Annotated in this window: 7 protein-coding genes and 1 riboswitch; of the genes, 6 read left to right on the top strand and 1 reads right to left on the bottom strand. The window is 68.4% G+C overall.

Going from position 1 to position 12,707, the window contains the following annotated elements; all coding sequences use genetic code 11:
• The first annotated feature begins 165 nt into the window (after window positions 1–165).
• From ileS to ndk, 4 genes are read left to right on the top strand one after another with little or no spacing between them, the layout of a single operon-like run.
• A complete protein-coding gene (gene ileS / locus AC1MED_RS10575) occupies window positions 166–3,540 on the top strand; it encodes an isoleucine--tRNA ligase (RefSeq protein WP_479783248.1) in 3,375 nt (1,124 codons plus the stop codon).
• Window positions 3,541–3,543: 3 nt separating this feature from the next.
• Window positions 3,544–4,902 (top strand): bifunctional folylpolyglutamate synthase/dihydrofolate synthase, encoded by a 1,359-nt coding sequence (locus AC1MED_RS10570; protein WP_346960281.1) that lies wholly within the window; start codon window positions 3,544–3,546, stop codon window positions 4,900–4,902.
• A 3-nt stretch (window positions 4,903–4,905) separates the two neighbouring features.
• Window positions 4,906–5,349 (top strand): DUF4233 domain-containing protein, encoded by a 444-nt coding sequence (locus tag AC1MED_RS10565; RefSeq protein WP_346960282.1) that lies wholly within the window; start codon window positions 4,906–4,908, stop codon window positions 5,347–5,349.
• Between the two features lie 37 nt (window positions 5,350–5,386).
• Window positions 5,387–5,800, top strand: coding sequence for a nucleoside-diphosphate kinase (ndk, locus tag AC1MED_RS10560; protein WP_346960283.1), 414 nt, complete (start codon window positions 5,387–5,389; stop codon window positions 5,798–5,800).
• 100 nt (window positions 5,801–5,900) lie between these two features.
• Here the strand turns inward: ndk and AC1MED_RS10555 are convergent, their stop codons facing one another.
• Window positions 5,901–6,572: a vitamin K epoxide reductase family protein gene (locus tag AC1MED_RS10555; protein ID WP_346960284.1), complete on the bottom strand. Its 672-nt coding sequence runs from the start codon at window positions 6,570–6,572 to the stop codon at window positions 5,901–5,903.
• Window positions 6,573–7,049: 477 nt separating this feature from the next.
• On the opposite strand from AC1MED_RS10555, the gene AC1MED_RS10550 reads away from it, so the two are divergent.
• The gene (locus tag AC1MED_RS10550; RefSeq protein ID WP_479783247.1) at window positions 7,050–10,460 is read left to right on the top strand and encodes an Rne/Rng family ribonuclease; all 3,411 of its coding nucleotides are present in this window, start codon (window positions 7,050–7,052) and stop codon (window positions 10,458–10,460) included.
• 157 nt (window positions 10,461–10,617) lie between these two features.
• A riboswitch (TPP riboswitch) is annotated at window positions 10,618–10,715 on the top strand.
• Between the two features lie 79 nt (window positions 10,716–10,794).
• Entirely contained in the window at window positions 10,795–12,381 is a 1,587-nt protein-coding gene (locus AC1MED_RS10545) for a bifunctional hydroxymethylpyrimidine kinase/phosphomethylpyrimidine kinase (RefSeq protein WP_479786654.1), read from the top strand.
• The last annotated feature ends 326 nt before the right edge of the window (window positions 12,382–12,707 follow it).

Below are 12,707 nucleotides of genomic sequence, written 5' to 3'. Positions count from 1 at the left end.
CAACGAGCGGCCGACGCCGGTGCAGCCCCTTTTCTTGGAAAAGGGCGGGACCGGTGCCGGTAAGTGAGGTGGTACCGCGGTGCCGGTGTTGTTCCGACAACACAGGAGCCGTCCTCGCATCCTGAATGAATCCCGTTGTTCACCAGCTCAACCCAGGATGTCGAGATGACCCATTACCCCAAGGCCTCAGCCGCACCGTCAGGCGCCAACACCTCTGCCTCCAACGCCAATGCTTCCAACGCCACTGGCGTGTCCGCCTCCGTGAAGTTCCCGGAGATCGAAGAGCGCATCCTCAAGTACTGGGACCATGACGGCACCTTCCAGGCCAGCATCGACCAGCGGGACTCTGACCTTCCCGGGGGACAGCGCGGCAGCAATGAATTCGTCTTCTACGACGGACCGCCCTTCGCCAACGGCCTGCCGCACTACGGGCACCTGCTGACCGGCTACGCCAAGGACCTCGTGGGCCGCTACCAGACCCAGCGCGGCCGCCGCGTCGAGCGCCGCTTCGGCTGGGACACGCACGGCCTGCCCGCCGAACTGGAAGCCATGAAGCAGCTGGGCATGACGGACAAGACCCAGATCGAAGCCATGGGCATCGACAAGTTCAACGACGCCTGCCGCGCCTCGGTGATGAAGTACGCCGACGAGTGGAAGAGCTACGTCACCCGCCAGGCGCGCTGGGTGGACTTCGAAAACGACTACAAGACGCTCAACGTCGAGTACATGGAGTCCGTGCTCTGGGCTTTCAAGCAGCTGCACGAGAAGGGCCTCACCTACAACGGCTACCGCGTGCTGCCGTACTGCTGGAAGGACGAGACGCCGCTGTCCAACCACGAGCTGCGGATGGACGACGACGTTTACAAGAACCGCCAGGACCAGACGGTCACGGTCACCTTCCCCATCACCGCGGGGGAGTCGGAGCTGTCCAAGCAGCTCGCCGGGGTGCAGGCCCTCGCCTGGACCACCACGCCCTGGACGCTGCCCACCAACCTGGCGCTCGCCGTCGGTCCCGCCATCACGTACGTTGTGCTGCCGGCCGGCCCGCACGGCATCAAAGCCGCCGCGGCTGAAGCCCCTGTCACCGGCAGCTTCCTGCTCGCCGCGGACCTGCTGGGCGCCTACGCCAAGGACCTCGGCTACGGCGACGGCGCCGAGGGCGCCGCCGCGGCCGAAGCCGCCGTCACCTCCCGCCACACCGGCGCCGAGCTCGAGGACCTGACGTACGAACCGCTCTGGGACTACTTCCACGACGCCGAGAAGTGGGGCACCGAGAACGCCTGGCGCTTCCTCGTCGCCGACTACGTCACCACCACCGACGGCACCGGCATCGTCCACCAGGCCCCCGCCTACGGTGAAGACGACCAGAAGGTCTGCGAAGAGGCCGGCATCCCCGTGGTCCTCTCGGTCGACGAGGGCGCGAAGTTCCTGCCGCTGTTCGGCCACGGCGACCTCGCCGAGATCGCCGGGCTCCAGGTCTTCGAGGCCAACAAGCCCATCACCCAGGTGCTCCGCGCCCAGGGCCGCCTGGTCCGCCAGGCCAGCTACGAGCACTCCTACCCGCACTGCTGGCGCTGCCGCAACCCGCTGATCTACCGCGCGGTGTCCTCCTGGTACGTCGAGGTCACCAAGTTCAAGGACCGCATGTCCGAGCTGAACCAGGAGATCAACTGGATCCCGGGCAACGTCAAGGACGGCCAGTTCGGCAAGTGGCTCGCCAACGCCCGCGACTGGTCCATCAGCCGCAACCGCTACTGGGGCAGTCCCATACCGGTATGGCAGTCCAGCGACCCGGACTACCCGCGCACCGACGTCTACGGCTCACTGGCCGAGATCGAAGCCGACTTCGGCCGGCTCCCGCTGAACAAGGCCGGCCAGGTGGACCTGCACCGGCCGTTCATCGACGAACTCACCCGCCCCAACCCGGACGACCCCCGCACCCCGGAGGAGGGCCAGTCCGTGATGCGGCGCGTCGAGGACGTGCTGGACGTCTGGTTCGACTCCGGCTCCATGCCGTACGGCCAGGTGCACTACCCGTTCCAGAACGAGGAATGGTTCGATACCCACAACCCGGCGGACTTCATCGTCGAGTACATCGGCCAGACCCGCGGCTGGTTCTACATGCTGCACATCCTCTCCACCGCGCTGTTCGACCGGCCGGCGTTCCGCAACGTCATCAGCCACGGCATCGTGCTGGGCTCCGACGGACAGAAGATGTCCAAGAGCCTGCGCAACTACCCGGACGTCTCCGAGGTCCTGGACCGCGACGGCTCCGACGCGATGCGCTGGTTCCTGATGTCCAGCCCGATCCTGCGTGGCGGCAACCTCGTGGTCACCGAACAGGGCATCCGCGACGGTGTACGCCAGGTCATCCTGCCGTTGTGGAACGTCTACAGCTTCTTCACGCTGTACACCAACGCCGCTGACAGCGGTAACGGCTACGACGCGAAGCTGCGCTACGAGGGCTACGCCGACACCTTGGATCAGTACCTGATGGCCAATACCGGGGACCTGGTCCGGAACATGACCGAGCAGCTGGACAGCTATGACATCTCCGGGGCCTGTGACGAACTGCGCGGCTACCTGGACATGCTCACCAACTGGTACGTCCGCCGCAGCCGCCAGCGCTTCTTCGACGAGAACGTCGACGCCTTCGACGCGCTCTACACCGCGCTGGAGACGGTCTGCCGGGTCGCGGCGCCGCTGCTGCCGCTGATCTCGGAGGAAATCTGGCGCGGCCTCACCGGCGGACGCTCCGTGCACCTGGCTGACTGGCCGGATGCCGGACTGTTCCCGGCCAACGCCGGACTCGTCGAGGCGATGGACCGGGTTCAGCAGATCTGCTCCACCGGCTCATCGCTGCGCAAGGCCGCCAACCTCCGCGTGCGCCTGCCACTGCAGGAACTCACGGTCGTGGCACCCGGCGCAGACGCGCTGGAAGGATTTGCCGCCGTCGTCGCCGATGAACTGAACCTGCGCTCGGTCCGCCTGCTCGACGCAGAGAGCGCCTCCCCGGAGGAGTTCGGCATCGAACAGAAGCTCGTGGTGAACGCCCGGGCCGCCGGGCCGCGGCTGGGCAAAAACGTCCAGCAGGCCATCAAGGGCTCCAAGTCCGGTGACTGGTCCGTGGACGATGCCGGGGTGGTCACCGCCGGCGGCCTCGCGCTCGAGCCGCAGGAGTACACCCTGGAGACCGTCGTGGCCGAGGCCGCGCAGGGCGAGGGCTCGCGTGCGGCGGCGGTGCTGCCTGGCGGCGGCTTCGTGGTGCTCAACACCGAGGTCACCCCGGCGCTGGAGGCCGAAGGCACCGCGCGTGACCTGGTCCGTGCCATCCAGCAGGCCCGCAAGGACGCCGGGCTGAATGTCAGCGACCGGATCCGCACGACCGTCACCGCGGCGCAGGACACCGTCGAGGCGCTGCTGGCCCACGCCGATCTGGTCAAGACCGAGACCCTGACACTGCAGCTGGACACCGTTCCGGCCGAGGTCAAGGAACCTCAGGTCAGCGTCGAAAAAGTAACCGTTGAAGTAGGGGCATAATCCATGACCGACGAATTTTCCGTAGAGAGCGTCTACGCCGAGCTGCTGGGCCGGGCGCCGGAAAACAAGATGGAGCCGCGGCTGGCGCCGCTGCACCGGGCCATGGACATCCTGGGGGAGCCGAACAAGGCGTTCCCGATCATCCACATCACCGGCACCAACGGCAAGACCTCCACGGCCCGGATGATCGAGGCCGGCCTGCGCGCCCACGGGCTGAGCACCGGCCGGTATACGAGCCCGCACCTGTCCAAGGTCACCGAGCGGATCAGCATCGACGGCGAACCGGTGCCGGATGAGACCTTCGTCCGGATCTGGGACGAGATCCGCCCGTACCTGGAAATCGTGGACAGCGAACTCGTCGCCGAAGGCCAGCCCCGGCTGACCTACTTCGAGTGCCTGACCATCCTGGGCTTCGCGATTTTCGCGGACCAGCCGGTCAACGTTGCCGTGATCGAGGTAGGCCTGGGCGGCATCACCGACGCGACCAACGTCGGCGACGGCCAGGTCGCCGTGGTCACCCCGATCTCGCTGGACCACACGGAGCTGCTTGGCGAGACCACCGAGGATATCGCCTACGAAAAGGCCGGCATCATCAAGCCCGGCGGTTTCCTGATCAGCGCCGCCCAGCCCGTCGACGCGGCCCAGGTGCTGCTGGAAAAGGCCAAGGAAGTGAACGTGCCGTTCCGCTTCGAGGGCGTGGAGTTCGGCGTCGAATCCCGCACCGTCGCCGTCGGCGGCCAGATGGTGAACATCCAGGGCATCGCGGGACGCTACGAGGACCTGCTGCTGCCCCTGCACGGCGCACATCAGGCGGAGAACGCCGCCGTCGCGGTCGCTGCCCTGGAAGCCTTCTTCGGCGCCGAAAAGCCGCTCGACGCCGAGGTGCTGCAGGAAGCTTTCGCGTCCGTCAGCTCGCCGGGCCGGCTGGAGGTGCTCCGGACCGCGCCGACCATCATCGTGGACGCCGCGCACAACCCGGAGGGCGTCCGGGTCTCCGCCGAGGCCATCCACGAGGCGTTCAGCTTCAGCAAGCTGGTGGTGGTGGTGGGTGTCCTGAAGGAAAAGGACGCCGAGGAAATCCTCCGCCAGCTCAAGGAGTCCCTGGGCGATCTCGCCTCGGACTACTGCTTCACCCAGTCCAACTCGCCCCGCGCCGTTCCGGCCGAGGACCTGGCGGAACTTGCCTTGGACCTGGGCTTCGGCGAGGACAACATCCACGTCGCTGAGAAACTCGACGACGCCCTCGAGTGGGCCGTGGAGCGGGCCGAGTCCAACGACGACCTGGCCGGCGGGATCCTCGTCACCGGGTCCATCACGCTCGTGGCCGAGGCCCGGATCCTGCTCGGAAAGACCGAGGCGTAACCGATGGCTAAACTCACCAAGGCCCAGCGCGAATGGCGCCCGGGCATGCCCAAAAAGCGCCGTTCCACCAAGGTCATGTTCGCCTCCACGGTGTTGCTGCTGGAGGCCTTCGTGGCGCTCTTCGGCACCCTGGCGGTCTTTGGCCTCCGCCGCGGGGAGCTGCCGCCGCTGCTGGTTTTCGGCGTCGGCATCGGCCTGAGCGTGGTGCTCGCGCTGACCTGCGCCGTCCTGACGAAGCCGTGGGGTGTGGCCCTGGGCTGGATCCTGCAGCTGCTGCTGATCCTCACCGGCTTTGTGGAGCCCACGATGTTCGTGGTGGGCGGCCTGTTCGCAATCACCTGGTGGTACGGCATTCGTACCGGCATCCGGATCGACCGGGAGTCGGCCCAGCGCGAACGCGAGCAGGCGGCCTGGGAAGCCGCGAACCCCGAAGGCCAGAGCAACTAGACTTGTCCCGAACCCCAACCAACACATTGGAGCACTTGTGAGCACTGAGCGCACCCTAGTCCTGATCAAGCCTGACGGCGTCGCCCGCAACCTGACCGGCAGCATCATCGCCCGGATCGAAGCCAAGGGCTACACCCTGGCCGAGTTGAAGAAGGTCAACGCCACCCGCGAGCTCCTCGAGCAGCACTACGAAGAGCACGTCGGCAAGCCGTTCTACGAGCCGCTGGTCGAGTTCATGCTCAGCGGCCCGGTCGTTGCGGCGATCTTCGAAGGCCACCGCGTGATCGAGGGTTTCCGCTCGCTCGCCGGCACCACCGACCCGACGACGGCGGCCCCCGGCACCATCCGCGGTGACTTTGGCCGCGACTGGGGCGTCAAGGTCCAGCAGAACCTGGTCCACGGCTCCGACTCGGCCGAGTCCGCCGAACGCGAGATCAGCATCTGGTTCTAACCCGCCCGGCGCCCTCACCGAGGTGACAGATAAGGCCAATGTTCGCGACGAACATTGGCCTTAGCTGTCACCTCGCGGCGGTTAACCGGGGTCTGCCGGCTCAGTAGCCGGAGGTTCCGATGAACACCTGGATGAAGGCGAAGAAGATGGTGGCGACGACGGCGACGTAGAGCAGCGCGGTCAGGATCCAGCCGGAGTCGGCCAGGATGCGGGTGGCCGCGGCGGGCATCCGGATGACGCCGTGGCTGACGTTGCGGACGGTCACCCAGACGAACAGCGGGATCATGGCGGCCCAGACGATCATGCAGAACGGGCAGAGAATGTGGATGGAGTACAGCGCCTGGGACCAGAGCCACACGACAAACGCGAAGCCCAACGTCACACCGGCCTGCAGCCCGAGCCAGTACCAGCGGGCAAAGCTGGCCCCGGCAAGGATGCCCATCGCCGTGGTGATGACGACGGCGAACGCGACGATCCCGATGAACATGTTGGGGAATCCAAAGACCGAGCTCTGCCAGGTCTGCATCACCTGCCCGCAGGAAATCCACGGGTTCACATCACAGACCGTGACGTGGCTGGGATCCTTCAGGACCTCCAGCTTCTCCAGCACCAGCGTGCCGGACGCGAGCCAGCCGACCACGCCGGTGATCAGCAGCAGCCAGGCAAACGGCCGGTCACGCGTCATCAGCGGCAGCGGGCGCTCCGCAGCGGCCGCGCCGGCGCCGCGCTCGTGGGCGGTCACGTCGTCGGGGGCGTGGGAGATGCTGGGCATGGGATTTCAGTCCTTTGCGTCGGGGTGCTCTTGGGCCGATTCTATCGCCGGAGGCTGGATGTACCCGGGTAGGCCTCAAGCCGTCACAAGTGATTCGGTCCACGACGCGGACCGGATGACCTGCTTAGCCCTGCTTTCGCGGCTCCTGTGAGACAATGAACCTGGCTGGGACGCGATCCACATTCGGGTTTCAGTCCGGCGACTTTGTTTTCAAGACCGCCAATGATGAGCAGGGCATACTTCGGATCCCTCGATCCGGCCTATCCCGCAATGCCATTGGACGGCACCTGGTTGTGACATATGGGATCAACGGGTTCAAGACAAGCTTGCCGGCCTTCCAGGGCTGCCGCACCCCACTGCCGGTGCGAACCTGGAGGTATTCAATTGACTTCTGTCAATGCCCGCGGGTGTTGACAAATATTTGCCCCCACGGGTGCCGGATGTGGCGGTACATCAGGGGCAGGAGTGTCGCCACATATGGATAATGACCAGCTAGCAGCCGGTAACAACGAAGCACTCGTTACCGAGGAAGCACCGGAAACCGCCGCCGCAACGGAGGCTCCCAAGAAAGCCACCAGGACCCGCCGCAAGGCGGCCCCCAAGGCGGAAGCCGCAGAGACGGCAGCCACGTTCGACGTCGTCACTGAAGCCGGCTCCGTCACGGACGGCACCGACGCCGCCCCGGAAGCCAAGGCCCCGGCCCGCCGGAGCCGGTCGCGCAAGAAGACCGACGACGACGTCCCCGCCGCAACCGGGGAAACCACCTCGGACATTGCGGCCGCCGAGAATGCGCCTGTTGAGGCGCCCGCGGAGCCGGCGGCAGCGGAAGCCGCACCGGAAAAGCCGGTCCGCCGCCGCGCGTCCCGCGCCAAAGCTGCCCCGGCAGCTGTGCAGAACGAAGAAGCTGTGCAGGCCGAAAAGGCTGTGCAGCACGAAGCCGCACCCGCCGCCGAAGCAGTCGCCCCAGCCGCCGCAGCCGCGCCGGCCGCCGCCGAATCCCCGGCAGCAGAGTCCGATGAAACCGCGGCCGAGGCCGGCGCGGAAGCCCCCGCGCTGTTCCTCGCACCCGGCGCTGTCACCTCGATGATCTTCCAGGCCCCGGACCTGAGCACCGTCGTGCGCCCGGCCCCGGTGGTGGCCGAGGAAACCGAAGAAGAAGACGAAGAGGAAGCCGAGGGCGACGACGCCGGAAGCCGCCGTCGCCGCCGCAGCCGGGGACGCCGCGGCCGCAGCCGCACCGGCGAAGCTGATACCGACACCGAAGGCGCTGACGAGAGCACCGAGGAACCCGGCGAGGATGCCGAAGGCACCCTCGAAGCGGGCGTGACCTCGCGCCGGCGCCGCCGTCGCCGCCGTGGCGACCAGGACCTTGAACTGACCGGCGGCGGGGACGACGATCCGCCCAACACGGTGACGCGCGTCCGGGCCCCGCGCGCGGCCAGCGAGGCCCCGGTCAACAACCGTGTCACCTCCGTCAAGGGCTCCACCCGCCTGGAGGCCAAGAAGCAGCGCCGCCGCGAGTCCCGCGACACCGGCCGCCGCCGCACCGTCATCACCGAGGCCGAGTTCCTGGCCCGCCGCGAGTCCGTGGACCGCCAGATGATCGTCAGGCAGCGCGACGACAGAATCCAGATCGGCGTCCTGGAAGACGGTGTGCTGGCCGAGCATTTCGTCTCCAAGACCCAGCAGGATTCCCTGATCGGCAACGTCTACCTGGGCAAGGTCCAGAACGTGCTGCCCTCCATGGAAGCCGCATTCGTCGACATCGGACGCGGCCGCAACGCCGTGCTGTACGCCGGCGAAGTCAACTGGGACGCCGTCAACCTCGAAGGCAAGCAGCGCCGGATCGAAAACGCGCTCAAATCCGGTGACTCCGTGCTCGTCCAGGTCACCAAGGACCCGGTCGGCCACAAGGGTGCCCGGCTGACCAGCCAGATCTCGCTGCCCGGCCGCTACCTCGTGTACGTGCCCGGGGGTTCCATGACCGGCATCTCCCGCAAGCTGCCCGACGTCGAGCGCAACCGTCTCAAGCGGATCCTCAAGGACCGCCTGCCGGAGGACGCCGGCGTGATCGTCCGCACCGCGGCCGAGGGCGCCTCGGAGGAGGAACTGACGCATGACATCAACCGTCTGCGCGCGCAGTGGGAAGGCATCGAGAGCCAGTCCACGTCCACCAAGATCCTCGCCCCGGAGCTGCTCTACGGCGAACCGGACCTGACCATCAAGGTGGTCCGCGACGTCTTCAACGAGGACTTCTCCAAGCTGATCGTCTCCGGTGAGGAAGCCTGGGACACCATCGAGGCCTACGTCACCTATGTGGCTCCGGACCTGGTGGGCCGGCTCGAGAAGTGGACCAAGGACACGGACATCTTCGCTGCCTGGCGCATCGACGAGCAGATCCACAAGGCCCTGGACCGCAAGGTCTTCCTGCCCTCCGGCGGCTCCCTCGTGATTGACCGCACCGAAGCCATGACCGTGGTGGACGTCAACACCGGCAAGTTCACCGGCAGCGGCGGCAACCTCGAGGAAACCGTCACCAAGAACAACCTGGAAGCGGCCGAGGAAGTCGTCCGGCAGCTGCGGTTGCGCGACATCGGCGGCATCATCGTGATCGACTTCATCGACATGGTGCTGGAATCCAACCGCGACCTCGTGCTGCGCCGCATGGTGGAGTGCCTGGGCCGGGACCGGACCAAGCACCAGGTCGCCGAGGTGACCTCGCTGGGGCTCGTGCAGATGACCCGCAAGCGGATGGGCACCGGGCTTCTGGAGGTCTTCGGCGAACAGTGCGAGGCCTGCGCCGGCCGCGGCATCGTCACCCACGACGAGCCGGTCGAACACCGCCGCGCCAACACCGTCGCCGCGGAACACCACGTCCCGCGGACCGAGCACCAGCCCGCCGCCCGCACTGAGCGCAAGCGCCGCCGCGGCAAGGGCGGCCAGGGAGCCGGCGAGTCCATGCCGGCCGCACCCGCCCCGGCGCACGCCGAGCCCACCGAGGCTGAGCGCCACGCCAAGGCAGAAGCGACCCGCGCCGCGCTGGCCAACATCGCCGCCGCCGCGCACGCCGCCCACCTGCACGACGGCGACGCGACAGCAGCGCCCGACGCCGAAACCCGGCAGGCCGCCCTCGATGCGGCCGTGGAGCTGGCTTCGACGGAGGAGGCAGCCGGGCGTCCCGCCGCAGTGCTGACCTTCGGCGGCGAGCAGGTAGCCCTGCCGTTCGTCGAGCACGCGGAGGAGACCCCGCAGCCCGCGCTGACCCTGGACCTGCTCACCGAGGCATTCGCCAACCTGGGCGACGCCGAGGCCGGCAAGCCTGCCGCAGCGGCCCCGGCCGCTGCGGACACCGTAGTGGCGGAAACCGTAGCGCCGGAACCGGCTGCACGGGCCGCGGAGCTCCCGGCGGCGGAACCCGCCGCACCGGTTGCAGCGGCACCGCCCCGCGCCACCCGCGGCCGTGGCCGTGCCCAGACGGCACGGATCCAGCCGCCGAGTGTCCGGAACCGGGAGGCGCAGGCCACCTTCCGGCAGGAAGCGCCCAAGGCACCCGCGGCTCAGGCCCAGGCACCACAGGCACCCGTCCGCCGGGAAGCTGCCAAGGCACCCGCGGCGCAGGCACCCGCAGCACAGGCTCCCGCAGCACCGGCCCGCCAGGCTGCGGCAGTGGAGAGCTCCGCACCCCGCCGGGTGCGCCGGAACCGAAGCGCCAGCCGCGCCCAGGGAGCCGCCAATGAGACGTCCGTGCAGCAGCGCGCGGCCACTCCGTCGGCAGCAGCCGGATCCGTCCATGAAGCCAAGGCCCCGGAGCCGGCGAAGGAAGCCGCGAAGCCCGCGGCCAACGAGCCGGTCATCCTCGGCGTCGGCGTCCCGGCGTCGGAGCTCTAAGACCCAGCAGACACCACGGCCCGCGGGTATCGTGCGGAATCGACGTAACATCGGTCGGTCCGGGCGGTACCCGCGAGCCCGTTAACGGGCGTCCGCCAGGGGGCGCCGTCACGGAAGGTGCGGACGGGGGAGTTGCCGGCGGGGAACGCTAGGCTGGGGGACTGACACGGGGTGCCGCGCATCGAGCCGGCTGAGATCCAGACCCGTTGAACCTGTCCGGTTAGCACCGGCGAAGGGATGTCTCTTGTCTTCATCGACCCAGCCTGCATCTACCCAGCCACTATCAACCCAGCCGCAACCCACCCGGCCGGCCGCAACCCGCCCGGCATCCATCCTGCAGTCCGCCTTCCCGGACACAGGGCGCACCGACCCCGCCGCGGCCACACTGCCGCGGATTCCGCGGGTGCTGGCGATCGCTGGTTCGGACCCCTCCGGCGGCGCCGGCATCCAGGCGGATTTGAAGAGCATCGCCGCGAACGGCGGCTACGGGATGGCCGCCATCACGGCGCTGACGGCCCAGAACACCCGGGGCGTCCGCTCCGTCCACGTGCCGCCGGCATCGTTCCTGACCGCCCAGCTGGAGGCGGTCAGCGACGACATCACCATCGACGCGGTCAAGATCGGCATGCTCGGCGACGCTGCGGTGATCGAGGCCGTCCGGGCGTGGCTCCAGAAGGCCCGTCCCGCCGTCGTGGTCCTGGACCCCGTGATGGTGGCCACCAGCGGCGACCGGCTGCTGCAGGAATCCGCCGAGGCGGCCCTGCGCTCCCTGCTCCCGCTGGCCGACCTCATCACCCCGAACCTGGCCGAACTGGCCATGCTGCTGGACGAACCGCCCGCCGCGGACTGGGCCGGGGCGCTGGAACAAGGCAAGCGGCTTGCCGCCCTGGCCGGCACCACGGTGCTGGTCAAGGGCGGCCACCTCGGCGACATCAACCAGGACAGCGAAGAAGGCAGCCATGACGACGGCGGCGGCTGTCCGGACGCGCTGGTGAACACCGGGGGACTGCTCGGGCAGGAAACGGTGGTCGTGCCGGGCGAGCGGATCGCCACCCGCAACAGCCACGGCACCGGCTGCTCCCTGTCCTCGGCGCTGGCCACGGTGCAGGCGCGTGCGGGGGACTGGGAGGCGGCGCTGCGTGAGGTCAAGCCCTGGCTGCTGGGTGCGCTGCGGGAAGCCGGCCGCCTCGACGTCGGATCCGGCAACGGTCCCGTGCACCATTTCCACCACCTGCAGCCGGCCGCACCGGCCCCGACACAACTGCCCGACGAGGGTGGCTTTGCAGCGGCCCTCGCCGGGCACGCGGCGGCCGGACTGGACGCGATCTACAGCCTGGACTTCATCCGCAGGCTTGCCGACGGCAGTTTGCCGGAGCAGGAGTTCGCCTATTACCTCAGCCAGGACGCCCTCTACCTGAACGGCTACTCCCGGGTGCTGTCCCGCGCCGCCGCCCTCGCGCCGTCGGAAGCCGAACAGCTCTTCTGGTCCCGTTCGGCGCAGCAGTGCCTCGAAGTCGAATCCGAACTGCACCGGAACTGGCTGGCCGGCCGCGCAGCCGCAACCCGGCCGGGACCGGTCACCAAGGCCTACGTGGACCACCTCCACGCGGCGTCGCTCGCCGGCAGCTACGGCGTGCTGGTCGCGGCGGCGCTGCCGTGTTTCTGGCTCTACGCCGAGGTCGGCGCCACGCTGCATGGCGAATTCCTCGCTGCGGGCGCCCCGACGGCGCATCCCTACGCGGAGTGGCTGCGCACCTACGCGGACGAGGCCTTCGCGGAGGCGACCCGGCAGGCGATCAGGTACACCGACGCGGCGGGCCGCGGGGCCTCCGAGGCGGAGCGACGCGCCATGGCAGAAGCCTTCGAGCACTCCTGCCGGTATGAGGTGGAATTCTTCGACGCGCCGAGGCTGCACGCCTGAGCCGGCCCGGGCGATGCAGCCGGTAACATGATGGGGCGCGGTTCCGGAAGGTCGCTGCGGCACCACCTCCTGGGCCCCCTGGCCCACGGTGTGGTGCCTGTCACGCACTACTCGCCGGGACCAGCCTCGTTTGCGACCGAAGGCAAAATTAGCGTAGTCTAGATCTTCGGTGCTTACGCCAACACTTGGGTTATGACCCTGAGGAACAGTTCACCCGCCCTGCGGGCAGGACTTTCCACGGGATAGCTCATGGGTTCCCCCGGGGAATCCACCGGCGTTGAGGCACAGCGTGAGCCGGTCCGAACACTTCGGCCCCAGGTTCCGCA

It is taken from the genome of Arthrobacter sp. BI5 (assembly GCF_056680065.1).
Note: the sequence above shows the minus strand (reverse complement) of the source record. Positions and strands in the feature narration are given on the sequence as shown.

Coding starts and splice junctions, on each gene's coding strand:
- AC1MED_RS10555 (WP_346960284.1), bottom strand. CDS start 6,572: ATGCCCAGCATCTCCCACGCCCCCGACGACGTGACCGCCCACGAGCGC.
- ileS (WP_479783248.1), top strand. CDS start 166: ATGACCCATTACCCCAAGGCCTCAGCCGCACCGTCAGGCGCCAACACC.
- AC1MED_RS10565 (WP_346960282.1), top strand. CDS start 4,906: ATGGCTAAACTCACCAAGGCCCAGCGCGAATGGCGCCCGGGCATGCCC.
- AC1MED_RS10550 (WP_479783247.1), top strand. CDS start 7,050: ATGGATAATGACCAGCTAGCAGCCGGTAACAACGAAGCACTCGTTACC.
- AC1MED_RS10570 (WP_346960281.1), top strand. CDS start 3,544: ATGACCGACGAATTTTCCGTAGAGAGCGTCTACGCCGAGCTGCTGGGC.